Origin of the sequence: Moorena sp. SIO4A5 (assembly GCF_010672005.1) — a bacterium.
Lineage (GTDB): Bacteria > Cyanobacteriota > Cyanobacteriia > Cyanobacteriales > Coleofasciculaceae > Moorena.
Genome location: NZ_JAAHHZ010000035.1, coordinates 42,610 through 67,909, shown reverse-complemented (window position 1 = coordinate 67,909; position 25,300 = coordinate 42,610). Strand labels below are relative to the sequence as shown.

Genomic DNA, 25,300 nt, shown 5'->3' with positions numbered 1-25,300 from the left:
CGACTCCCGACTCCCGATTCCCTGTTCCCAGATCCGCTGTTCCCTACTCCCTACTCCCTACTCCCTACTCCCTTTGCTCTATAATGATAAATAAACCAAAAAACAACTACCAATAAGATGCTGGATTGGTTAGCAATTTGGGGAATTTATAGTGCCGGTGGCTATCTCGCCAAGGAAGTAATTGGTCCCTTGGCCAAAGAGGCTCTAGAAGACTACACTAAAGAGTTTTTCAAAGAGTCTATCAAAGAGTATACCGGACTATCCGATCAAAATACCCAGAAAAAACTCTTCGGTAAAGCTTTAAAAGAATTTATGGCTTTAGTGGAAGAAGAATTAGAAGATGCTGATTTATCTAAGCAAGACGTAAAACAGTATACTAAACCCCTCAAGCAGTATATTAAACATAAATCCATTAAAGCTATCCTGGGCAGTGCGTTTAAGTATGGCTGTAAACGAATAGATACCGAAAAATTAGATAAGACTTGGATTGAGCTTGACTTATTCCCATTACCGGAAGGATTTGATTGGCACTATATTGGTAAACGGTATCTCAAGGAAGTAAAAACGATTATTCGGGAATCCGATGATTTACGGCCTATCCGGGATTCCCAAACCTTGGAAGCGATCGCAGAAAATACGAAAGCAGGAATTACCCCAGATTTTGACTTAAGGGAATATCAGGAAGCACTCCTAGAGAGCTACGGTAATGTCAAATTGGATAGTTTAGATACTAGTGGCTGTGCATATAATCAACTAAAACTCTGGAGGATATTTATCCCACAAAATGTGCGAGAGGTTCATGACCTGATGCCGGAGGCGATTCATGAACTGCCTAAGGATTATTATCAAAAACTGCTAGAGAGTGGTCAACTAGACAAGGAAATTGACCAAGAGGAGTTGCAACGAGCTAAAAAGCGTTATTATCAACAGCCGATAAAATCCGTATTGGATGTGATTAAAGACTCTCAAGGCTATCGCTATTTGGTGGTTTTAGGAGACCCAGGCTCTGGTAAATCTACCTTGCTGCAATATTTAGCATTGGAGTGGGCAAGAACCGATCTAACTACTGAGAGTTTTCTACTAATTCCCTTACTGATTGAATTACGCACTTATATCCGGAATCGCGATAGTGGACAATGTAATAACTTTTTGGAATTCTGCCATCAAAGTAGTGGAGCGATATGTCATCTGAATCAACATGACCTTGATCAGCAGTTAAAAGATGGTAAGGTGTTAGTGATGTTTGATGGCTTGGATGAAGTGTTTGAGCCAGGGAAACGAGAGGATGTTATTACGGATATTCATCGCTTTACGAATCAGTATCCTAAAGTAAGAGTAATTGTTACATCTCGGGTAATTGGTTATAAACCCCAACGGCTAAGGGATGCTGAATTTAGTCATGTTATGCTCCAAGACTTGGAGTCGGAACAAATTGAAACGTTTATCTACCAGTGGCATGAATTAACCTTTACTGATCAAGGGGATAAAGTTAGGAAACGGGAGCGCTTACAAAAAGCAATTGAGACATCCTCCCCGATTCGACAACTGGCGGGAAATCCCCTATTACTAACGATGATGGCAATCCTGAATCGCAATCAAGAATTGCCTCGTGACCGCTCTGAACTCTATAACCAATCGTCTCGATTACTGCTCCATCAATGGGATGTGGAACGAGCATTACTAGAAGATAATCGTCTTGACCCCAAGACTATTGATTATCAAGATAAGCAACAGATGCTAGGAAAAGTGGCATATTTCATGCAGGGTAATCAAGCGGGGTTAGCGGGAAATCTGATTAGTGGCGAAGATTTAGAACGGATTATCAAAGAGGAGCTGAAATTACGGGAGGTTAGTAATCCCAGAGCCGTGGCTAAGGTGATGATTAATCAGTTGCGCACCCGCAATTTTATCTTGTGTTTCATGGGAGCTGATTATTACGCTTTTGTGCATCGGACATTTTTGGAATATTTCTGTGCTTGGGAATTTGTCAGGAAATTTGAGAAAAAACAGGAGATTTCCCTAGAACAGTTGAAAACTGAGGTATTTGGTAAGCACTGGCGGAATGAATCTTGGCATGAAGTGCTGAGGTTGATTGTGGGCATGGTTGATTCTAAGAAAGCGGGAGAGATTATTGAGTATTTGATGGCACAAGATGGAGAAGAGGATAAGTTTGGTAATTTATTTTTGGCAGGGGATTGTTTGTCTGAAGTTAGGAATCGCTATGAGATTAAATCAACGGATACTCGATTACTGAATTGCTTCAAAGACTTAATTGATAATGCTCGAAAGTATTCTTATTACCGGGATGGAGTTAGGGGAATCTTGGTCAAGGATATTCGCACTAAAGTCTTTCTCCATGAATTATCATGCGATGATATTCGCAGCAAAGCTGTTGTAGCAATAGCCACCCATTGGCAAGACCCTCGAGATACCTTAGCCCTACTTCAAAAATGGGCTCGCTCTGATACTGATTCGAGGGTGCGATGTATAGCAATTGAACAGTTAGCTCAAGGTTACAAAGACCACCGAGATACCTTAGCCCTACTTCAAGAATCGGCTCACTTTGAGCTTGATTCGGATGTGCGACGTAAAGCAATTGAACAGTTAGCTCAAGGTTATAAAGACGACCGAGATACCTTAGCCCTACTTCAAGAATCGGCTCGCTCTGATACTGATTGGGAGGTGCGACGTAAAGCAATTGAACAGTTAGCTCAAGGTTACAAAGACGACCGAGATACCTTAGCTCTACTTCAAGAATCGGCTCGTTGTGATACTGATTGGCAGGTGCGAAGTACAGCAATTGTAAACTTAGCTCAAGGTTGGCCAGACCACCCAGATGCTTTACGCCTACTTCAAAAATGGGCTCGCTCTGATACTGATTCGAGGGTGCGAGGTACAGCAATTGAGCAGTTAGCTGAACGTTGGCACGATCAGCCTTGGTTATTGAAATTTTTATGCGATCGCACTGTCAATGATCCTTTTGAGCGTAAGCAAAGCTGGATAGAAAATCCTCGACAAATAGCCCTTAATGCCACCCTCAAATATTATCCTAAGCACCCAGATACCTTAGCTCTACTTCAAGCATCGGCTCGCTCTGATACTGATTCGAGGGTGCGACGTAAAGCAATTGAACAGTTAGCTCAAGGTTACAAAGACCAGCCAGATACCTTAGCGCTACTTCAAGAATGGGCTCGCTCTAATACTTATTTAGATGTGCGAGTTACAGCAATTGAACAGTTAGCTCAAGGTTACAAAGACCACCCAGATACCTTAGCTATACTTCAAAAATCGGCTCGCTCTGATACTGATTCGGATGTGCGAGCTATAGCAATTAAACAGTTAGCTCAAGGTTACAAAGACCACCCAGATACCTTAGCTATACTTCAAAAATGGGCTAGCTTTGATACTGATTCGAAGGTGCGAGGTACAGCAATTGAACAGTTAGCTCAAGGTTGGCAAGACCACCGAGATACCTTACCCCTACTTCAACAATCGGCTAGCTTTGATACTGATTCGAAGGTGCGAGGTACAGCAATTGAACAGTTAGCTCAAGGTTGGCAAGACCACCGAGATACTTTACCTATACTTCAAGAATCGGCTCGCTCTGATACTGATTCGAGGGTGCGAGGTACAGCAATTGAACAGTTAGCTCAAGGTTGGCACGATCAGCCTTGGTTATGGGAATTTTTATGCGATCGCACTGTCAATGATCCTTTTGAGCGTAAGGAAGACTGGGAGACCAATCCTCGAGAAGTAGCCCTTAATGCCATCCTCAAATACTATCCTAACCACCCAGATACCTTACCCCTACTTCAAAAATCGGCTCACTTTGAGCTTGATTCGGATGTGCGACGTAGAGCAATTGAACAGTTAGCTCAAGGTTACAAAGACCATCGCGATACCTTAGCCCTACTTCAAGAATCGGCTCGCTCTGATACTGATTCGAGGGTGCGAGTTAAAGCAATTGTACAGTTAGCTCAAGGTTACAAAGACCACCCAGATACTTTACCCCTACTTCAAGAATGGGCTCGCTCTGATACTGATTCGTTGGTGCGAGGTACAGCAATTGAACAGTTAGCTCGAGGTTACAAAGACCATCGCGATACTTTATGCCTACTTCAGCAATCGGCTCGCTCTGATACTGATTCGTCGGTGCGAGGTGAAGCAATTGAACAGTTAGCTCAAGCTTGGCAATACCATCGATATGCCTTACGCCTACTTCAACAATCTGCTCGTTGTGATCTCAATTCGAGGGTGCGACTTAAAGTACTAGAACAGTTAACTCAAGGTTGGCAAGACCATCGCGATACCATAACCCTACTTCAAGAATGGGCTCGCTCTGATACTGATTGGAAGATGCGAGATAAAGTAATTAAACAGTTAATTCAAGGTTGGCCAGACCATCACCATACCTTAATTAAACAGTTAATTCAAGGTTGGCAAGACCATCGCGATACCTTAGTGCTACTTGAAGAATGGGCTTGCTCTGATCCTGATTCGAGGGTGCGAGCTACAACAATTAAACAGTTAGCTCAAGGTTGGAAAGACCACCCATATATCTTACCCCTACTTGAAGAATGGGCTCGCTGTTATAACTATTCATTTGAACAGTTAGCTGAAGGTGGGCAAGACCAGCCTTGGTTATGGGAATTTTTATGCGATCGCACTCTCCATGACCCCTTTGAGCATAAGGGACAAAGGACATACAATCCTCGAAAAATAGCTCTTGAGGCCATCCTGAAATATTATCCTAACCATTCCCAAACCCGATCCTTATTGCAAGATAGAGCAGAGCATGACCCTGATCCTAAACTGCGGAAGTTTGCTAAGGACCAATTAGAAAAATTAAGAAAAGAATAGATACAGTGGTTCGTTACGGGGGGTGCATTCTTACGACAACTGATTAATCTCATCCACACTCAACCCCGTATATTGAGCAATATCCTTCAGGGGTAATCCTGCTGCCTTCATCTGTTTAGCAACCTGTTCTATACCTTGTTGTCTACCTTGTTCGAGACTTTCTTGAATCAAGGTTTGAGTAACACTATACATATCCCGATAGACCTTGAGGCTATCCTGATACAGGGCTTGCTCTTCAGAAGAAAAGTTGGCAATCTCGGCTACTTCAAACAGCTGGGCAAACACATCCTCTTGCAAGGGTTCAGGGGGAGCATTACATTGGGCAAGATGCCTGAATAAAAATAACCACTTGTCAAAATGGGTTTCTAGTTGATCAACAGATTTAGTAAATTTTGGTAGCTCCACATAGATGAATTTCAACTTATCGTAGAACACTTCACACCGCTGGTTTTTTAGCTCTACCACATGCAACAATTCTGAATCCTGCTTATGGTCATTAAAAATAAAATCCAGAATACCAACGGTGTAGACTGCGGTTAGCTGATAATTCCAATCTCCCTGTTGCGCCTGTTCTTGGATGGGGAAAGTGGAATAGTAAACACTGCGGTCTTTGAAGAAATTTTGTTTTGCCTTTTGCATTTCCACAATGAAGCGTTCACCGGTTGTGCTCTGACAATAAATATCAAAAATCGCTCTTCTATCCACTAAAGTATTACCCAAAAACTCGGGATTCTTAATGGTAACATCCTGAATCTGATGGTGGGGAGGCAACAGCGTATTCAAGAAATCGATCAACAGTGCCTTGTTGGGCTCAGTGCCAAAGACGCGCTTAAAGCCGAAATCCGTGAGCAGGTCAATGTATTTATCTGGCAAGGGGAAAAGCATATTTTAGAAGTTAGAAGTTAGAAGTTAGAAGTTAGAAGTTAGAATTGGGAATGTATAATTTATAGCGTTTATTGCATGTATGAGGTACAGTGAGCAACCTCAAAGTCCCCCTTTTTAAGGGGGATTTAGGGGGATCCATTGGTACCTCATGGGAAACAGAATTGCTATAGAATGTAGAATTTAGAATTGGAAATTTAGAATTGGGAATTGGGAATTGAAAATTTAGAATTGGGAACGTATAATGTATAATTATGTTTTCTTCATTCTTAATTCTTCATTCTTCATTCACCATTCTGCATTCTTCATTTTTAATTCTAAATTCTTCATTCTAAATTCTAAATTCTGACCTCCTTCGAGCACAATCGCTCCAATAACGGTTTAGGAATTGTTTCAAAATCTTCAAGCAAGAAATCCATGATGGCCAGATGGCGCAAGTGACCAGCAGTCGGAGGGTAACAGCGACGACTGGTGCTAAACCAGCCGTTAACGGTTTGAACGGAACAGGAGCAGATCAAGGCCATATCTTCCCTCGTCAAGTCCCACTTCTGGTAGAACTGTTGCGGTGTCATGCCCAATTGGCAGTAACTGTACAGTCGGATTAGGATTTGCTCGCGCTCAGTGATGGGATAGGGATAGGAATTTTCCTCCTGAGACTCCCTCTGTTCAAGCTGTGCAAGCTGCTCAAGACGCTCTATCGCTTCGTGGTAATCGATGGGAAGATAAACAAATCGTTTTTTTCGCATTATTATAGAATTACCTCAATTGTAATTGGGTAGAAAGCCGCGCTTGGCGCTTGCTCGGCAGAAAGCGCGGCTTTTTTTTCATGATTATAGTATAACCATTGGGTACTTTTATTGTCAACCTAAAACAAAAAAAAGTCAAGGCAATTTGTAAATTTTGTAATAATTAGTTACAATTCAAGGGTTAGCATGGTTACTGGTTTAATTGATAGCTGAAATTGGAACATAGAATTATAAAATGTCAGTTTTTAGCGGTTAGTGGTCAGCGGTCAGCGGTCAGCAATCAGCCTTTAGTTGTTCGCGTAGCGTGCGCGTAGCGCATAAGCTGATAGCTGATAGTTTGACCCAGTGGTGCGTTACGGGGCGGGCTGTTCCAACAAGGCGCGAAGAGACGGAAAATTAGTGCCAGCCCGCCCCTAACGCACCCTACGCGACTCCCGACTCCCGACTCCCGACTCCCGACTCCCGACTCCCGATTCCCTAATTAATGAAGCGCTTCCCTAACTAAAATCACAGTACTGTCAACACCCCGTGCGATCGCTTCTGGAATATTGCCATGGATCGCCTGCTCCAATAATCCCTCTCGACTAGCTCCGATCACGACTACATCATACTTGTGAGCCTTGGCTAAACGAATTAAAGCATCAGAAACAGAATAGGAACGGATTGGAATTGATGCCACATTACTAATACCTTTGAGTTGCTGTTTGAGGAAATAGGTAGCTTTTTCCAAGCTAGTCATTACAGGTTCCCCAGCTTGAGGGTTAAAAACCTGAGTTACTACGATTTTCTCTGCTTTAGCAAGGGTTGCTAGTATCGGAATTAATTGTAGGGCACGCCTGGAATTGGGTCCACCAGCAATGGGGATTAACCAATGCTTCCAGGTCTTAGCTAGTGAACCGTACTTAGTAGATTTAACATCTTCTACTACTTCCTTGCCTTGGGGTAATTTCAGCAAGACTAAATCACAGGGAGCTTGTCGAATCAAGGTATCGATAATATTACCAAAAATCTGATTAGGACTATTAGATGGTGCTCCTTTCCATCCCATCAAAATCAGATTAATATGTCGTTGTTTAATCGTTTCTAGAATTGCTTGAGCGGTATCGTGGGATATCCGGATTTGGGTGTGAACTGGCATTTCCAAGCGTCGCCCTAGCCTTTCAGCTTTCCGTAGCAATCGGCGACTTTTGGTAGTATCAACTGCTGTCTGAGCAGGACTACTGCTGCGAGAGATGGGTATTACCTGCAAACACTCGATTTCATAGTCGCGATCGCGGCCAATAGCAGCAGCTATTTCCAACAATACTGGTGCTGATTGGGGATTAGCTAAGGGAACCAACATCCGTCCACTGCCGGTAGCTGGAGCCCGAGTATAATAGACGCCATAGGACGGATCAGGACTTGGTCCTAGTTGCTCTTTTTCCCCACTAAGTTGGTTAGCTTCGGCACGAATAATATCACTAAAGGTAATGATTCCAACTAACTTCCTGTTTTCTAGAACAGGTAACCGATTGAGTTTATAACGATTAAGAATGTAGAGAACGTGGCTTAAGGTATCATTGTGTCTAACTGTTATCGGTTGTGGAGTCATCACCTCTTTTATAGGGGTGTTTCCAGGCAGTTGGTCTCGATTTTTGGCAATATCTTCTTGAGTAATTATCCCGACCAATTTACCCTGAGCAACTACTGGAAAGCCGCGATGACTAGAGTTACTAAAGGTCTGAATGGCTTGCTCTAAGGTCATCTGACTCCCTAGGGTTTCTACCCGGCGCTGCATAATGTCAGATGCTTTCAAACCAGCTAAGGTTCTTTTATCCACCTTTACTTGAGGCAAGCTGTAGCCTTTCCTCTCCAACAAACGTTGATAGAGAGACCCTTTGGCTAATTGATCGGCAACTAGGTAGGAAACCACACAGGTGATCATTAACGGTAGGACTAAATTAAAGTCCGTTGTCATCTCAAACACGATCACAATCGCTGTGATCGGTACCTTGGAAACCGCACTAAAAAATGCTCCCATCCCTGCCAAGGCGTAGGTAATCGGATAACCTAATTCGAGCACATGATACTCACCGATACCGACTAAATAGCCTAATGCGGAACCCAAAACTAGGGACGGATGAAACAACCCCCCTGGTGCTCCAGAACCATAGGCAATTATGGTTAGTAAGAAGTAGACTACAAAAGCGAGACTGGTAAATTTCCAGCCGACATTACCACTGAGCAACAACTCCCGCAAACCACTGTTGTTATGGAACTGCTCCGGTAGCAGTGCTACAATACACCCACCAAGCATCCCAGCTATACCAATCCGCAATGGTAATCTGAGCTTAAGGCGGTCGTAAAAATTCAGACTGGCCAGAATTCCCTGATTAAACAAAGCTGCTAGCAATCCAGCCAACACCCCCAACAATAAATAGAAGGGAATCTCACGAGCGTCAAAGGTGCTGGAAAAGTTGCTTAGTTTCAGATTCAGCTCTAGGGTACCTCCACCCAAGAGCCGGGAAACCACCGCACCAATAAAGGATGCTATAATAGCACTACCCAGAGTTATACTAGATAAATCTGGTAACAGTTCCTCAAAGATAAAGGCTACACTAGCCAGGGGAGCATTAAACCCAGCGGCTAATCCAGCCCCAGCCCCAGCAGCAATCATTTGACGTCGGTGATCAGGAGAGGTGGGTACCCAACGAGTCAATTGAGCTGCCAAAGCTGCTCCAATATGAACCGTTGGGCCTTGCCGTCCCATGGTCATTCCCGCCGCCAGAGATAGGATCGTACTGACCAACTTGACCGCAGCCACCCGTAAATTCATCGCGATAGGAAACCGAGCAAGGGCACCTTTAATCTGAGGTACGCCACTACCTGTTGCCTCTGATGCTAGAAACTCAATCAGGAATCCGCACAGTAATCCTAAGCAGAGTCCAAAAGCAGGTAGGGCAAAGCTAGGGGGTAGGATCACAGATGCTTGAAGCCGCCAACTCCCTAACCAGCCAATACTGTGTTTGAGTAATACTGCTGAGAGTCCTGAGACCAATCCAATCAGACAGGCTTCGGCAAGGGCAAGACTTCTTTTGGGGATCAGCCATTGGGTAATGGGATTGATCATTGATTGATCATTGGTTAATTTTCATTAGTGATTATTCCTAGGTACTTTCTAAATACCAGGATAATTTCTCTAGTTACAACTAACCCACTAATGACTAGAGGTTACCGATAGTCCTTCCACAATTAGAGAGGGTGTATAGATGCTATCCTGCCAGTCAGCATCATCACCTAGTACTACTAACTGTTTAAGGGTATTGTAGACATTCCCAGCTACCATGGTGTCTTTGACTCTACCAATAATATTGCCTTGTTGGACTCGATACCCTAACTCAACATTGACGGAAAAGTCACCGGAGATGCCAGCACTACCGCCGAGAATCTGGTCTATGACTAATCCTTGGTCTAATTGCCCAATTAAGTCATTGAGTGACCCTTGGCCTGGTTTAATCAGTAAGTTGACTAGATCAGGGGTTGGGTAGCTGCCTAGGCTAGGGCGAAATCCATTGCCTGTTGTGCCAGTTCCCAGTAAGCGACCGGTAGTGCGATCGCAAAAAAACTGTTGCAATTGCCCTTCACTGATAAATACTAGGGATTGGGTAGGGGTGCCTTCATCATCAAAGGGGCAACTGTAGGGAAATTCAGGATTGGGTTGTTGAAACAGGGTCAGGTTTTTTGAGGTAACCACCTGACCTAGACTATCACTCCAGGGGGTCGCTTTTTCAAGTACCCGTTTTCCATTTAAGGCTGCTTCCACAGTGCCCCATAGCAAATCCGCTGCTTTAGACGTCAACAAAATTGGCACACGACCACTCGGAGTAGAGACATTTTCCGTTGCCCAGTTGAGGCGTTGTAAAATTTGCTCTAGGACTTTGTTAGTGTTTAGGGTTTCCTTGGGCTCAGATGGGCTTAATCGAATTTCTGTACCATCACCGACACTTAAAAAGTCTTCACCCCTAACCCATTCAACCCCCAGGAAATAACTGAGGATTGTGTCAGTGTAAGAGCAATGTAATCCTTCGGAGTTAATTAGGCTAGTGGTTTCTGACTCCCATTCCCACTCAGCGGTACACAATACTTCTGGGTAGGCATCGCGAATTAATGCGATCGCATCCGAGCCGATTGCTACTAGTTCTTCTATCGGTATAGTTTCTGGTGAGTCGGAATAGTTAGCGCTAGGACCATCAGCCAGTTCTATGGATTCCGGTTCATTGAGTGCAGTCATGGCCATTGCCCGGTCTACTAAATCTTGGGCTGCCACTGCTCCATAGCCCACTGCTAGTCCCGGACGTCCGTCTCGCCATAACCGTAGCGCTGTCCCTTCCGATTGACTACTTTCGATTTGTTTGAGCCGATTAGCTTCAAAAAACACAGGACGAGAAAGCGTCCGCGACTGATAAACCTCTGCACTAGTCGCTCCTGATTTAGCTGCTAAGTCTAACAGTTGTTCAGCTTGCAGCTCTTGGGGTATAGTTTCAGCACTCATATAGCAAAGGGAATAGGGAGTAGGGAGTAGGGAGTAGGGAGTAGGGAGTAGGGAGTAGGGAGTAGGGAGTAGGGAGTAGGGAGTAGGGAGTAGGGAGTAGGGAGTAGGTAAGAAAAATTACTCACAATTTATTTTTAGCTTCTGCCTTCTGCCTTCTGCCTTCTGCCTTTTGCCTTTTGCCTTTTGCCTGTTGCCTTTTGCCTTGTCTTATAACTCCCGGCATAGCCAAAATCCGGCAAACCGTTCTGAGGTTGGACTCGATTGTACGGCCAGAAAATGGACAAGATTAGCTTTCTGCTTTGCTTCTTCAAAGCTTTTTGCCTCTGCCAGAATTTGGGGTTTGGTCAGGTTAGCGATAATCCAGCTATCATTGGCACCAGTTTCCAGTAAGAACTTTGGCGTATCATCGCTAGTGTCAAGTCTGACAAAGGATAGCTCCAAACCTGACATCCATGCCGCTAGGGGTTTAGCTCGTTGGGAAAATATAATCAGACCGGGAATGGGCGTTTCTGGGGCAATGTCCATGATCGAGACCGGGAAAGCTTCACCAAAGTCAATCTCCCACTCATTCATTTCCTCAAAGGCAGCGGCTTGTAGACTTACAACTGCCCACTTCTGTCCCTGCAAGGCATCGGGTAATGGTTTCGGGATGGGGGATTGATAACGGACAAATGAGGAAGCAGCGGCTGCGGGGTCATAGCCCGGTTGATTGGGATAAAAGTCCTCTATCCTTTGTTTTAACCATCGCTCCAAAGCATAGGTGCGACGGCTGGGTTGAGCTGGAATATTCAGCTCATTACAGGCTTTGGTAATCATATTGTTCATCTGACGCCGAAAGAAGCGAATCTTGGTTGGTGGCTGTTGAGCTTTTGCGATCGCATCTGCCAAAGCCTGCCCCAACCAAATTGAATTCACCTGCTGGTTGGGACACCAACTGGCGTATTGAAACAGTGTCTCAGGTGAGAGATTGATGTCCAAAGGACTCTCGCATATTAAGACTTCCCAAAGTTTTTTCTGATTGTCGTCCAAAATTGGGCGGGAGTAAAAATCGAGTTCCCAAATTGTTTCCATGCCACCATTAACATAATCTCACCCATATTTATGATACGGCTCCAAGAGCGCAATCCGTAAGCAATCAGCTATCAGCTATCAGCTTTCAGCTATCAGCTATCAGCTATCAGCTATCAGCTATCAGCGGTCAGCTATTAGCTATGAGTTTATGCCCATAGCGCACGGTACTTGAACAGCTTATGCGCTATGGGTTAGGTCACAGCGTCGAAGCCTGTGCCACGATACTTGAGGTGCCAACGGCTGACGGCTGACGGCTGACGGCTGACGGCTGACGGCTGACGGCTGACGGCTGACGGCTGACGGCTGACCACTGACTGCTTAGATGTGATTAATTCGATTTAACTATATATAATTAAAGCTATTCACAATTGTGAAAGTCAACAAAAAACTATGAGTAGCGATCGCACAGACGTATTAGCCGCCAACACAGCGTTTTATCGAGCTTTTGAGAAAAAGGACATTGAAGCCATGAGTAAGGTCTGGTCTCAAGGCACTGGTAGTCTTTGTATTCACCCCGGACGTGATGTAATCAAAGGTTGGCGGGAGATTAGCTCATCTTGGGAAATGATATTCAAGAATACCCAATACCTGGAAATTGAACCAGAGATTATTGCTACTGAAGTCAGGGAAACTATTGCCTACGTTGTTGTGCTAGAAAAAGTGTTGCAAGTGAGCAAGGGTAGAAGGATTGAGGCAGAATCCATAGCAACCAATATGTTTGAGCTTATGGCTGGCTCTTGGTATTTGGTCCATCATCACGGCAGTCCACTGATGGGGTGACTTCAGATAAAACCTGGTTTCTGGTTGTCTTGATGCAGTCGCTCATGGAGGGGACCCCCTGTTCCCTTGCTGCATCGCTATAAATCAAAAGCTGAAATCGGTGTAATTACTTGAAGAAAGCGGGTTTTTGCTGTAAGTCCGACAGCAGTAATCTTCAATGCTCTGAGTCAGTCACTAGGATTTGGTTAGCCATAGCTGACCCTAAGCCAATGTAATAATCTTGCACAGCAACATCACTGAACCACTAGAAGTACGGCTGATCACCTGAAGTTCTGCTCCTGGGGTCAACCCTCTGGTGTGGAATTGATTGACCATCTTTTGGGTTTTGAAGCCAAGAATCTGGACGCGATCGCCAACCTGAGACAGGGCTAACGGAAATGATTCTTGATTAGCAAACGTCTGGGGCAGTTTTGCCTGGTTATCGTCTGAAGGCCCAGTTTGGGACATTCCCCCTAAAAACGTAAATTTCCAATTTCCCGACTTTTGGGAAGGGTTCTGTTGGCTATCCGGATTGTTTTTATCGTCCATGATCGATAACTCAACGTTTGCTTATTAATAATTTTTAGTAATAGATTTCCAGGAAAACCGAATCCCCTATAGGGTTCAGGAACAGGTAACTGGGGAAGAGTTTATTCCTTTTAACCCCCAATTACCAATGTTATGGCGTTTGCCACTAGAGATATAGAGTATCGTCTTTACAGAGTAGATTATCACATAAACAAAAAAAATTATCAATTATTTTTTGAAAAACTTGAAAACCCTCCATAGCAAGTTATGCTCCTGTTGGCGAATCACCTCAATGCTAGGGAAATCGATAGGGAGATCGGGTGATGGGGTGATGGGGTGATGGGGTGATGGGAAGAAAGTGCTAGGTATGAAGGCAACTTGGTATTAATCAGAGGGGAGAAAAGATAGAAAGCAGAGTTGATGCCCGTGTCGAGTATAAAAGAAAAATTTCGTCACCTAGGTGGACTAGACTCATGTCACCCCAGGCTTTAGCCTGAGGGCGTGCTTAGGAGAATCAAACCATCCTGCCCATCTCCCCATGATTAATACTAGAGCAATGTTTTAGACAAAGTGTCGTTCGATCAGGGTGGGAATTTGCTGGGGAGCCACTTGGTTGTAGCGAGCTTTGTCTGGCATCATCACTAGGTTAGGGCCATGTTTGCACTGTTTGAGGCAGCCAGTTTCTTTAATCTTGACTTGGTCTTCTAAACCATGGTCCTTTAAACTCGATGCGATCGCATTACAGACCGCTTGACCCCCCCGTTTCCGACAACTGGATTTCTGACAAACTAAAATGCTCGCTTTGCGGGTGGGAGTTTTGGGAACCAAAACAGTTGTTGGCTGCTGGTGGGGGGGAGCAGCAAGGTTCACCTCATAGGCTTTCAGTTTAAGTTTTCCAGTTTTGAGCTTTAGTTTACTGGTGCCACTCACCTCAATCCACGCCCCAGGGATAATGGCTGGATCTAAGTTCTCTCTGAGAGGTTTAGATAACTTAATCCAATATTCGATATCTGAAACAGTAATTCTTAAGTACTTGATTTTATAGCCATCCTTAATGACAAAGTCTAATAACTGTCCTACTACACTAAACTCTGAGACTGGCTCTTTCAACTTAGACATAGTTATTTACCTCTAGGAAAACTGTTTTTCTTTAATCAACCTTAAAAATGGCCATTTTTGTGGACTGAATCTTGGCAATGTGCTGGGTTTAATCCGATTTAACCAAGACAAATCCCGTTCACGGAGTCGTGACTAATAGAAAATATCTCTCAACTAATCTATCACAAATTATCGTCAACAGAGGTTCTGAAGAAGTTAAAAATTGTGTTATTAGGGACCTTTGAGAGTCTAGGTTAAATAAAATGATATGTGTTAGCCTACATAAAAGCCTGGCAATAAGCTACACTTAATGAAAACGATAGGAGAACACTATTATGTCTACAACTCAGGGTCTACTACGCTCCTTTGGTGAAATTGCTGACAATCCAATTTTGCTGGAAAAAAACGTTACCACCCCAGTTTGTGAAGGATTAAACATTGCTTTAGCCAGCTTCCAAGGGTTGTACCTGCAATATCAAAAACACCACTTTGTTGTGGAAGGAGCAGAGTTTTACTCCTTGCATAAGTTCTTTGAAGAAAGCTACGACGATGCTCAAGATCATGTCCATGACTTAGGAGAGCGTTTGAATGGACTAGGAGGAATTCCAGCTACTAGTTTTGCCAAATTAGCTGAATTGTGCTGCTTCACTCCTGAATCTGATGGAGTTTACAACTCTCGCCAGATGGTAGAGCATGACTTAGCAGCTGAGCAGTCAATCATTCAGTTAGTACGCAGTCAAGCCGCTCAAGCAGAAAGCCTAGGTGATCGAGCCACCCGCTATCTCTATGAGAAAATCTTGCTCAAGACTGAAGAGCGAGCTTATCATTTGAGTCATTTCCTGGCTCCGGACAGCCTAGTAATGGGATTTATGGGCAATGGAGCAAACTAAACCTACGTGAACTGAGATCTTGCACCATTGTCATGAATCGTAGGGTGGGCAGTGCCTACCAACGTGCTTTGCAAGCTTCATTATCTGTCTGATGCACTGCCCACCCTACATGAACTTAAACCTACTTTCTGACTCGCCCTTTGCATCAAGAAAAAAAATTTGAGGGTTGACCGTCAACCCTCAAGTCTCAACTGTTAACAAATATAAAATATAAAACGGAGAGGGGGAGATTCGAACTCCCGGAGCCTTTCGGCTCGCTCGATTTCAAGTCGAGTGCAATCGACCACTCTGCCACCTCTCCAGGCAAATCTATATTAACAATCCGTGGGCTCGGATGGCGACTATTTCTAGCCAGTTAAAAACTTTGTTTTATACCAGCAACGCTTCAGAAGCCTGGTAAAGCAATTCTTCAGATACCACTGAGTAATCCTTACCCACCCAGACCAGGGAGACTTGATCCACTATACCGCCTTTGAGAGACACTATCGAAAAATTCCGCAATCGGTCTGTATCGGTTTCGATAATTCGAGGGACACTGGCTGCATTTAAATATACAGTCCCTTCCGGACTAGTAACAATCATGGTTCGTAGTCGGTCTTTGGTGTGCTTTAGGATGTGGTGCATATGACCAAAGGTGACTAAGGGAATGTTTTTACCCAAGGAATAGGTTTTTGCGATCGCATCTTCCAAATCCGGGTCCCCATGATCACCACCAGCAGGATACCAGTCTTTACCACAGGGAGCTTCTGCTTGATCACCTAGTCCCGTCGGACCATTATGACCGATTAAGATTACCGTTTCGTAAGCCGCACTACGGACTGCTGCTAGAATGCGCTCAACTGATTCAGAAAAGCTATTAATTCCATACTGTTCCCTGTAAAACTTCTTATTGCGCCAAGTTTGCCCACCCCAACTGTAAGGGCGAGCACCAACTACAGAGAGATTCAAATCTGGGAAGTCAAGGTAACCATAACCCACATGGGTTGACCCCAGTAAGTCCAACTGTTGCTGTACCCTATCTTCTACTTCATGGTCATAAGGAGACTTTTTCCTTCCCCATTCCGAGGCAGTATACCAAGCATCATGGTTTCCCATAATCACTGCCTTGGGTAGGTCAATAGCAGCAATCATCTGGACTATATCCACCGCCTCATTGCCGAAATCCCCGACAAATAAGACTAGATCCACACCCAACTGCTCAAGAGCTATAGCATCTTCCGGTTCCCACAGTTGATGAATGTCTCCAACAACGGCAATTTGGATTGATTGTTTTTGATGAATGGTCATGCTTGTGTTACTATCGCCCCTTCTCCAGCATAAAGGCAAAAGGGCAAACAGCAATATAACATCGAACAAAGAATACTACATATCACCCAATTATCCCATCATACCATTATCCCATCAGCCCTTTGCACAGAGCTTGTTTCTGACCATCCGGATCGAGTAGCTGATGGCTGAAGAATACATTAAGTGTGACTTTTATTGAGGAGTCTCTAACGGATCTGAGGCATTCGTGATGGCTGATCTGAAACTCTTGGCAAATTCTACCGTCTCTACTATCTGTCCCCCCCTAAGGCCTGTTTAATCTGCTCAATAGTATCTAGTCTGACGGCCAGATACGGGAGATAGCTCAGATCACGGAGATCAGAAATACTTTATTCTTCCATTCTTCCATTCTTCGGCACCTTCGGCCTATTGCTCTCCTTGCGATGGAAGCACCATCAACACTTTCACAGCAAACATCAACGTAAGCGGTTAGTAAGAAGCGTATGTCTAGATTAGCGTTTAGCCCAGGAGCAGGACCAGAACAGTTAATCAATGGACGTTATCAAGTTATTGAAATCCTTAACCGTGTGAGCTGGGGTCAAACTTGTATTGCGCTAGACACTTACCGACCCAGAAATCCCGAATGTATTGTTAGACAATTCCGTCCTGTTACTGATGACCCTGACTCCTGGCAAGCTGCAAAAGATATATTTCATCGTGAAACTAAAATTTTGGAGATTATCTGTCAGCATGACCAAGTTGCCAAAATTTTAGATTGTCTAGAAATTGACCATAGCTTCTACATAGTTCAAGATTTCATCCCTGGACGACCCCTGAGTGAGGAACTCAATCAACCCTGGAGTGAAAGCAGAGTAATCAATCTGCTACAAGAGGTTTTAGAGATTTTGGCATTTGTCCATCGCCAAGGGGTGATTCATGGTGATATCAAGCCAGACAATCTAATCAGACGATCAGAGGATAGCAAATTAGTTTTAACTGACTTTAGCGGTATTAAGCAGGTGCGCACACCATTAGTTGGTGTTCAATTTAGTGCCATAGCGGCCTTGGGCGCATTCGGGTATATACCAACAGAGCAGGTTCTGGGTAAACCTCGTCCCTGTAGTGACCTATATGCTGTAGGGATGATTGGCATTGAGGCACTCACAGGACTCAAACCCATACAGCTAGAAGAAGACCCATTAACCGGAGAAGCCCTTTGGCAGGACTACGCCACAGTCACTAAAGATTTCGCTGCCATTATTCAGCAGATGGTGCGCTATTACTTCAAAGACCGTTACCAGTCTGCTGATCAGATTTTGGAGGCACTCGATTCCTTAACTAGTTCTAAACCATCTATAAACTTACCAATGTCTTCAGCACCACCAACATCCCCAAACCCCTACAAACTAAAAACTGACGATACTCTGCGTGAGCCAATTGAACCAGAGACTCTTCCAACACAGGAAACAGAGGAAACAGAGGAAGCAGAGGAAACAGAAGACATTTATTATCCCTCTGTGCCTACTATTCCTACCAGAAGGTCTAGTGGACTTAATCTCACCGCCATGGGAGTTTCCGCATCTGTAGCCTTGTTAGTAGTAGCTGGAGGCTACTTGTTCTCATCGGGTGGCAACCAGGCAGAAACTAAGCTAGCACAGGCTGAGCAAAAGTACCAGGAAGGGGATTTAGACGCAGCGCTGAAGCTGGTAAAATCGATACCCGAAGATAGTGAAAACTATCAAGATGCTCAAAGTGCGATCGCTCAGTGGAAAAAAGATTGGCAAGATGCCAAAGCCCTATTCCCCCAGATCAAAACCGCCTTTGAGCAACAGAAATGGCTAGAAGTAGTTGAGCAGGCTAGTCAGATTCCTAATATTGTCTTCTGGCAACAGCAAATACAACCTATGGTCAGCCAAGCTCAAGCCAATCTTGAGCAGGAAGCTTACCAGTTACTAGAGCAAGCTTACAACCAGGCTATCGATAGAGACTTTACTGGTGCACTCAACACATTTAAACAAATCCCAAAAGGAACAAAAGCCTACGCTACAATTCAACAAAAAATTCCGGAGTACACTCAAAAGCGAAACATCAAAGCGAACTTTCTTCTTCAGCAGGCTTACAATCGAGCCGCTCAGCAAGACTTTACCGGTGCATTGGTATATTTGAAAAAAATTCCTAAACATACCGATGCCTATCCGAAGGCTCAGGAAAAAATTGTTGACTATACCGCTAAGCAAGAAATTCGGGCTAACTATCTATTAAAGATGGCTGATAATCAAGCTGTTTTGAACAACTACACTAAGGCTTTGGATTATTTGAGACAGATTCCTGAAGGTACCTCCGCCTATCCCAGAGCTCAAGCCAAAATTCAGCAGTATACTCGATAAGCTGTTGTGCCTTTCAGCTGTTGTGCCTTTCAACTGTCTATTATTGAAATCATATAAAAAATATAGAGCCCAGTCCCCTTTTGCCATAAGCTATCAGCTATTAGCTGATAGCTTACCTGTTTTACCCTACAGTAGTTAATTGATATTTTCTACTAGCCACTAACCTGTTGCGGCGATTAATCCCTACTTCTATAAGAGCAGGACTTTCTCCCTGCACTACTTCGGGAAATTTGTCCGAATTAGCCATAACTTGTCTACCTGGTGCGTAAGCTTCAATCACATTACCGCTCACAGAACAGATTACCATTAAATAGTCACAACCTGGGCATTCAGTTTTGGTGACCTGGTCTCCAGCACAAGCATAATGTGATGCTTGAGAACCGATTAAGTAGTAACGTTGAGCCATATTACCACAGTTGGGACATCGGACTGATTGAGTTGTCTCCATTGCCGATTCTCCTCATTTAGATGTCATTGCTTGAAGGAAATAAGTCATAATTAAACTCATAATTCATAAATTTTTTTTATTTTTATGTTTTTAATTAAACCTAAAGTTGCTGTTCAAGTGCGGCAGTAAATTTATCATAGGGAGCAATTCCTACAATAGTTTATACCACCTCACCGCCCTTAAAAATCAGCACAGCAGGAATACTACGAATACTGTAATTTTTGGCAGTAGCTTTGTCGGCATCAATATCGATTTTTACGACCTTAACCCGATCTTTGTAGTCTTCAGCCAGTTTATCCATTAAAGGAGCAATTTTACGACATGGCCCACACCAAGGGGCTGTAAAATCAACGACGACTGGAACTTCAGAGGTTAAAACTGACTTAAATTCACTGTCTTTGATGTAAGCAACTGTACTCATGATATATTCCTTAAATTTTGAAAAACTACCACAAACTAATAGTCAACGGTAAAGGGTAAAAAGTCAATAACACTCAACATGGTTACCCCTTTTATCTTCCTTTAATAAAGAAGGGCGGTTAATCGGTTGTAATAGCTGTAATAACCAGGATGGCTAAGGCTATAGTTTGGTTTACCATGGTTGTTATGAAGTTGCTTGATGCATTAAGTTATGGCTGCTGAGAAATTGGAATGGGATAGCCTGATCGAAAGGCTAAACCAAGGTAGACAAGCGAAGGCAACTATGGGTGGCTATGCAGGTTATGGTTCACCGGCCTTCGGTCAACGGGCCCTAAATGGTGAGTTGGTGGATGATCCCCAAGAACAGCATGTAATTGAGTTAATTCGCCGTCACCATAAATCGGGCAAGTCATTACAACAAATCGCTAACTGGCTCAATCAGCATGGCTATACAACCAAGCGTGGTCAGCAGTGGAAACGGATCTCGGTTAAGCGGGTTTTAGACCGGCTATACGGTAGAACCCCTAGGGTGTCTACTTTGCCTCAAAAACCCAGTCAAGGGAACTTAAATCAGTAAGTAAATCAGTAAGCTCCAAGCTGGTAAAGTAGTTAGAATACCTTAAACAGAACGTTAGATAAGCCAGGGTACCTGATCGGACAATCCCATCGGACAATCCCATCGGACAATTGCCAAGCTAGGTCAGCAATGCCTAATTATTTGCCCCTAAGCCCAAATGGTTAAAGTCCCAGTATCCCTGGCCACCTCTGAAAGCCAAAAGCTATGTCATATAAGGATTAAAGATGATTTTGCTGTAACATCTATTTATTATATACCTTTATACAAGTTATGTGCATATTATTTCTGGATTTGTGGGATTTGTCCGTAACATCCCTCTACAAAACCCAAGGTTACCAGTATCTTTATGGGTTTTGTCTTGATGGTTAAGCAGTTCATGGATATGCGTTCGCTCAAGCGCGGAAGCTGAGGCCGTAGGCCACGCGGGGCGCGTTCGCTTCATCGCGCAACCGCTGGCAAGACAAAATAAAAATCCTTGACTGAGCAGTCTCAGTAAAGACACCAGCGCCATGACACCAGCGCCATAGTTTGTAGCGGTTGGCGGCGGTCGTAGGTCAAGGAAGTTCACCCATCAAATCAATTATGCAACTCAACGACCGACTTATCTGCGCCCCAACCCTAGAAGAGGCAATTGACCATCAGCCTTTGATCGTTGCTCCTGATACTCTCCTAATAGACATAATTGCTTTGATGAGTCAGGAGGGAGGCAAAAGTTGTTCATTGCCGAATTTCCACTCACCGTCAGACCAGCTCAGCATTCGTGAGCCACGGTCTAGCTGCGTTTTGATAATGCACTCAGACCAGTTGCTGGGAATCTTTACTGAGCGGGATATTGTCCGGCTAACAGCTAATGGAATTAACTTTGAAGAGGTAACAGTAGCTGAGGTCATGGCACAGCCTGTGATTACGTTTCCTCAAACTGCTTGTCGGGATATCTTTGCCGCCTTATTCATATTTCGTCGGTATCGGATTCGCCACTTACCAATTGTCGATGATCACGGTCAGCTCGTGGGTGTTGTTTCACCAGAGCGAATTCGCCAGGTATTGCGACCAGCTAATCTGCTCAAGTTACGGCGGGTATCAGAAGTGATGACCCCCCAGGTGGTTAATGCCCTTCCAACTGTCTCAGTATTGAGTTTAGCCCGACTCATGAATAAGCACCGAGTTAGTTGTGTGGTGATTACCTCCGACCATGGAGAGGATAGCTGTATGCCAGTGGGGATTGTCACAGAGCGGGATATTGTCCAATTTCAGTCTCTCAAGCTGAATTTGTCTAAAGTCCAGGCTCAGGATGTCATGAGTACACCTCTATTTCTGCTGAGTCCTGAAGATTCTCTATGGACAGCTCATCAGGAAATGCAAAAGCGTCGTGTGCGGCGATTGGTGGTGTCTTGGAATTGGGGTCAAGGAATCGGTATTGTCACCCAAACCACCCTGCTGCGAGTGTTTGACCCAATGGAAATGTATGGCATTGTGGAGACATTGCAGCAAACCGTTGAGCAATTAGACCCAGCAAAAGAATCTGTTAACAAATCCCACAAAGCGATTACCCCTGGTGAGCAGTCTGGGGAGGTTCCAGAAAATGCGATCGCTTTATCAGGAGATAGTTTTAATCATCAATCAGAGCCACCCAACAGAGACCAAAACAGAGAACTAACAGTGATTTTGTCACAACCGATAGAGGGTCAAGGATTAAATCATTCCCAACAGTGTGAGGCTTTCAAATATCCCAAAAGTAACTTGGGTACCAGTCAAGATTATCAACTGTGTATCCTGCTCAACACTATTCAAGCTATTCTAGAAAACCTACTTAACCAGTCTAACCTATCATCAGAATTACGTCAAAGCCAGCTTAATTCAGCCTTAGATAATGTTGATCAAATGCGAGAGCTAATACAGAAAGCCCAAAACCAGTCTTGTCGGGATCAGGTCATGGTAGATCAGGTAGGTACTTCTAGCAGTTAAGCTAATCGAGATTTAATCGGCATATTTGACTTGCTCTGAGTTTTTTAAAGGGTGTTCCCCTGATGCTTCCCTTATCGGGTAGGTTAACTGTCAACAACAACTAATTGGAATTCCTTGAGTGCTGGTAAAAAGTTTTTGTTTTCATGACTAGGGCGCGTCAGTTTAATCAGGGCAAAACGTTGGATCGGAGTTAGTGCTGCCCACTGTTGAGTAGTTACTACGACTCCAAATTCCATAGCTTTTTCCGCCACGGTAGCTGGAATTACCTGAGAATTCATCCAGGGAGCTTGGGGATCAACCGGTAAATTAGAAGCCGGTTTTCCTGTATAGTTTATAACTAGCTGTTGAACATAGTCTCCATACTTTTGGATTGACTCGGTCGTAGTGCAGGGTATCTCTACCAGTTGCTGACGCTCGTGTTGATTAAACTGATGCCAGTGGCTCAGTTTAAGTTTGATGCCGCAAGTATCTAATTTCATCCGCACTTGCATAGGAATGCACCGTAAAGAATCCACAAAATCGGCTTCAAATTGGAAAAAATTAGTCATAGTATTCTCAAGCTTATGCATTAATGATGTTTTCTTGTGCTAGTACTCCGTATAATCCAGTAACTCATTGATAGAGATATAATGGCAATTGCTAATCCAATTACCTGGCTTCCAGAAGTTGTTTTCAGGTCAAGAATAATGATTTTACGGGCAACGGCAATTAAAGACGTAACAACAACTAACTCAAGTTGAATAACATGTTTTCGCAGATAAGCGGTGATATTCTCTAAAATTTCTAGTGCAATGAGAATATTTAGAAACAGTCCAAATATTTTGAAAAGTGTTTTGCTCAAAACTATTGCTTCTGGATTGGTTATTTCTTTAACTAGTGAAATAACTAGGCTACTAAGTGCCACCAATATTACCACCACCATCACCAAAGAGAGAACTTTGGAAACAAAACCCTCGAACAGATTTAGCCCGTATAAGAAATTCTCATCTTTGCCTGCATCTCTAAGTTTTTGGAAGAGTTGTCTTAACCGCCTCATAGGAATAGGTTAGTAAAAAGACAGATGATGGTTGATTTTAACACTTCGACGGGGTATTAACGTAACAGATGAGTCAATGTTGTGGTTGGCTTTCCCTGATGCCACCTCCGATGTTCAACTATCGCAATCTCTATGACGTCATAAAGCCAAGAGGATCGGCAATAGGGAGGGCGTTGCTGATTCATGCAATGATTGACGGTAATTGGTAAATGGTAATTGGTCACTGAGCCGACTACACTTGACGAAGTCCCTTAGTTCACTAGCCCCAGAGGGAGAATAGACCGTAAGAGGGGACAGAGGGGGCAGATTGACCATGATATTTGTCACAAAAATTTACATTGGGGCTGGAGCAAGTTTTAGTAAAGATATAGTAAAGATTTCATGAAATTTCCCTTTAAGTTGAGTAGGGTGACATCTAGCTCCTAGATTTCCTTGTCAGTTTACTCAAGATTACGTGAAGATTCTGTGAAATTTGCGTAATCTTGGTCATTTTGTGAAGAAAATATGAATAAAATGTGAATGTCTAAAATAAATGTGAGTTTTCGCTTGACAACCACCCCTCGAATTTACTAGATTTCCTTTTGTAGATGAACAAAGTTTCACGTTCAAGAGCATCGGCGTGAAATATAACTTCATCAACCTTACAGCCAAACTAATCCAATTTTGGATTTGTCTTTTTTGAAATAATCAAAGAGGGTAACTATGCTCAAGAAGCGTGATTTTATTGTTTCAGCTCACTCGGCCAGCTTTTTTAATAGAACTTGTAACTACTTCAGGCTAGACGCTATCGCCTTTATGGAGCTAAGGCTGAGTAGATATACTTAAAGCGCTCAGCTCAGCAGTTAGCCACACAGAAACTCTAGATAAAAACTCTAGAAGATTTGTAAATTCAGGTGCTCATCTGTTTCGGTGTCTAGGTGTTTGGGGATTTACTCCAGACAACAGAAAAGTGTTCTGTCTAAAGACAGAGGAATTTAATAAGGGTTTGTATTTGTTGTTGTAACGGGCCTGAAATAGGATCAATGTTTCACTACATCTGCGCTTAGTCTATTTAGGGAAGCCTCTGGTATTGTGAAAAATTAGGTGTAACATTAGGTGTCACAACAGCATCAACTTTGAAAAAATTATCCGACATACTCATGAACATACCATTAGGAAAGCGGAAGCCATCGCCGCGTTCTCTAATCCAGCTTTTTAATAAGAGCTTTTCAGGGGTGCTTAGCAAATTGAACCTGAAAGCAGTAGGTTTAAATCCCACTGACGACCCTAGCCATGGCTGGCAGTGCTGTGGGTTAACTATCTCGAACAGATTGCTGAGGGCTCTTACATCTGACACCTCCGACACGGGTGTTGGCACTGAAGCCATTGAACAGGATAGCAGCTATTTCCGGAATGATGTGCTATCGTCAAACGTATCAGTATCGGTGGGAGCCAAAAAGGGGGAAATCAGCTTACTGCAAGGGATGTTCAATCTCCTGAAAGTCTTCTGTGACATAACTGCAATCACTGCTCTGCCCGCATTACAAGGGACTGATATGGGGCTGATTGGAAAAATCCCACCCCACTGGCAAGTATTTAAGTTGGTAATTGATCTCAAACTCAATTCTGTTCTACTCCAGCAGTTGTTGAATCCATTGTGGCCAATGTTCACGGTGGCATATGTTGAGTAAATGAGCCTCAACATGTGCCACCGATTAATCCTTGGATTGAGAGTTTGTTATTGTCCCCCACGGTAGTTTGTAGCAGCAAAGCGTGTTTATGCAAAGCGTGTTTATGCAAAGCGTGTTTATACAATGTTTAGACCAAGAACTATGAGCTAAAACCCCATAGTAAGAG

Annotated in this window: 20 protein-coding genes and 1 tRNA gene; 7 read left to right on the top strand and 14 right to left on the bottom strand. The window is 43.7% G+C overall.

The genetic code is table 11. The features are described 5' to 3' along the window. The first annotated feature begins 117 nt into the window (after window positions 1-117). Entirely contained in the window at window positions 118-4,860 is a 4,743-nt protein-coding gene (locus F6K57_RS13120; protein WP_293068209.1) for a HEAT repeat domain-containing protein, read from the top strand. A 30-nt stretch (window positions 4,861-4,890) separates the two neighbouring features. On the opposite strand, the gene F6K57_RS13115 is transcribed toward F6K57_RS13120, so the two are convergent. The 6 genes from F6K57_RS13115 to F6K57_RS13090 all read right to left on the bottom strand — a co-directional run bounded on the left by F6K57_RS13115 (window position 4,891) and on the right by F6K57_RS13090 (window position 12,090). Then, complete coding sequence (locus tag F6K57_RS13115) at window positions 4,891-5,745, bottom strand: Rpn family recombination-promoting nuclease/putative transposase (RefSeq protein WP_293068206.1); 855 nt, start codon at window positions 5,743-5,745, stop codon at window positions 4,891-4,893. 335 nt (window positions 5,746-6,080) lie between these two features. Further along, the gene (locus tag F6K57_RS13110; RefSeq protein WP_293068203.1) at window positions 6,081-6,488 is read right to left on the bottom strand and encodes a hypothetical protein; all 408 of its coding nucleotides are present in this window, start codon (window positions 6,486-6,488) and stop codon (window positions 6,081-6,083) included. Window positions 6,489-6,969: 481 nt separating this feature from the next. After that, on the bottom strand, window positions 6,970-9,597 hold the full coding sequence (locus F6K57_RS13105; protein WP_293068200.1) for a chloride channel protein: 2,628 nt from the start codon (window positions 9,595-9,597) through the stop codon (window positions 6,970-6,972). A gap of 87 nt (window positions 9,598-9,684) precedes the next feature. Next, the gene (locus F6K57_RS13100) at window positions 9,685-11,019 is read right to left on the bottom strand and encodes a TldD/PmbA family protein (RefSeq protein WP_293068197.1); all 1,335 of its coding nucleotides are present in this window, start codon (window positions 11,017-11,019) and stop codon (window positions 9,685-9,687) included. Continuing rightward, window positions 11,016-11,144, bottom strand: coding sequence for a hypothetical protein (locus F6K57_RS13095; RefSeq protein ID WP_293026424.1), 129 nt, complete (start codon window positions 11,142-11,144; stop codon window positions 11,016-11,018). Before F6K57_RS13095 ends, F6K57_RS13100 begins: the two co-directional genes overlap by 4 nt. Before the next feature lie 82 nt (window positions 11,145-11,226). Continuing rightward, a complete protein-coding gene (locus F6K57_RS13090; protein ID WP_293068194.1) occupies window positions 11,227-12,090 on the bottom strand; it encodes a Tab2/Atab2 family RNA-binding protein in 864 nt (287 codons plus the stop codon). A 390-nt stretch (window positions 12,091-12,480) separates the two neighbouring features. Between F6K57_RS13090 and F6K57_RS13085 the strand changes: the two genes are divergently transcribed. Then, the gene (locus F6K57_RS13085; RefSeq protein ID WP_293068191.1) at window positions 12,481-12,870 is read left to right on the top strand and encodes a nuclear transport factor 2 family protein; all 390 of its coding nucleotides are present in this window, start codon (window positions 12,481-12,483) and stop codon (window positions 12,868-12,870) included. 201 nt (window positions 12,871-13,071) lie between these two features. On the opposite strand, the gene F6K57_RS13080 is transcribed toward F6K57_RS13085, so the two are convergent. Both F6K57_RS13080 and F6K57_RS13075 read right to left on the bottom strand, forming a co-directional pair. Continuing rightward, window positions 13,072-13,398: a hypothetical protein gene (locus F6K57_RS13080; protein WP_293068188.1), complete on the bottom strand. Its 327-nt coding sequence runs from the start codon at window positions 13,396-13,398 to the stop codon at window positions 13,072-13,074. Window positions 13,399-13,938: 540 nt separating this feature from the next. Next, on the bottom strand, window positions 13,939-14,496 hold the full coding sequence (locus F6K57_RS13075) for a (2Fe-2S) ferredoxin domain-containing protein (protein ID WP_293068185.1): 558 nt from the start codon (window positions 14,494-14,496) through the stop codon (window positions 13,939-13,941). A gap of 314 nt (window positions 14,497-14,810) precedes the next feature. Between F6K57_RS13075 and F6K57_RS13070 the strand changes: the two genes are divergently transcribed. After that, a complete protein-coding gene (locus tag F6K57_RS13070) occupies window positions 14,811-15,365 on the top strand; it encodes a Dps family protein (protein ID WP_293026416.1) in 555 nt (184 codons plus the stop codon). 216 nt (window positions 15,366-15,581) lie between these two features. Here F6K57_RS13070 and F6K57_RS13065 read toward each other — a convergent pair. Beyond that, a tRNA-Ser gene (locus F6K57_RS13065) sits at window positions 15,582-15,666 on the bottom strand. Between the two features lie 68 nt (window positions 15,667-15,734). Beyond that, on the bottom strand, window positions 15,735-16,652 hold the full coding sequence (locus F6K57_RS13060) for a TIGR04168 family protein (protein ID WP_293068183.1): 918 nt from the start codon (window positions 16,650-16,652) through the stop codon (window positions 15,735-15,737). 482 nt (window positions 16,653-17,134) lie between these two features. Here F6K57_RS13060 and F6K57_RS13055 point away from each other — a divergent pair, with 482 nt between their 5' ends. Beyond that, window positions 17,135-19,018 carry a protein kinase gene (locus F6K57_RS13055; RefSeq protein WP_293068180.1) on the top strand — a complete coding sequence of 628 codons (1,884 nt, stop codon included), beginning with the start codon at window positions 17,135-17,137 and terminating at the stop codon, window positions 19,016-19,018. Between the two features lie 121 nt (window positions 19,019-19,139). On the opposite strand, the gene F6K57_RS41975 is transcribed toward F6K57_RS13055, so the two are convergent. Together F6K57_RS41975 and trxA are read right to left on the bottom strand one after the other, a co-directional pair. After that, a complete protein-coding gene (locus F6K57_RS41975; protein WP_364302668.1) occupies window positions 19,140-19,466 on the bottom strand; it encodes a hypothetical protein in 327 nt (108 codons plus the stop codon). A 160-nt stretch (window positions 19,467-19,626) separates the two neighbouring features. Then, entirely contained in the window at window positions 19,627-19,887 is a 261-nt protein-coding gene (trxA, locus tag F6K57_RS13045; protein ID WP_293068177.1) for a thioredoxin, read from the bottom strand. Window positions 19,888-20,097: 210 nt separating this feature from the next. Between trxA and F6K57_RS13040 the strand changes: the two genes are divergently transcribed. Both F6K57_RS13040 and F6K57_RS13035 read left to right on the top strand, forming a co-directional pair. Next, window positions 20,098-20,463, top strand: a complete 366-nt coding sequence (locus F6K57_RS13040) for a recombinase family protein (RefSeq protein WP_075895665.1) — start codon at window positions 20,098-20,100, stop codon at window positions 20,461-20,463. Between the two features lie 582 nt (window positions 20,464-21,045). Continuing rightward, window positions 21,046-22,428 carry a CBS domain-containing protein gene (locus tag F6K57_RS13035; RefSeq protein ID WP_293068173.1) on the top strand — a complete coding sequence of 461 codons (1,383 nt, stop codon included), beginning with the start codon at window positions 21,046-21,048 and terminating at the stop codon, window positions 22,426-22,428. Window positions 22,429-22,511: 83 nt separating this feature from the next. Here F6K57_RS13035 and F6K57_RS13030 read toward each other — a convergent pair whose 3' ends face one another. Next, window positions 22,512-22,976, bottom strand: a complete 465-nt coding sequence (locus F6K57_RS13030; protein ID WP_293068170.1) for a nitrate reductase associated protein — start codon at window positions 22,974-22,976, stop codon at window positions 22,512-22,514. Window positions 22,977-22,996: 20 nt separating this feature from the next. After that, a complete protein-coding gene (locus F6K57_RS13025; protein ID WP_293068167.1) occupies window positions 22,997-23,464 on the bottom strand; it encodes a phosphate-starvation-inducible PsiE family protein in 468 nt (155 codons plus the stop codon). Between the two features lie 1,214 nt (window positions 23,465-24,678). Between F6K57_RS13025 and F6K57_RS13020 the strand changes: the two genes are divergently transcribed. After that, window positions 24,679-25,134, top strand: a complete 456-nt coding sequence (locus tag F6K57_RS13020; RefSeq protein ID WP_293068164.1) for a hypothetical protein — start codon at window positions 24,679-24,681, stop codon at window positions 25,132-25,134. Window positions 25,135-25,300: the final 166 nt, after the last annotated feature.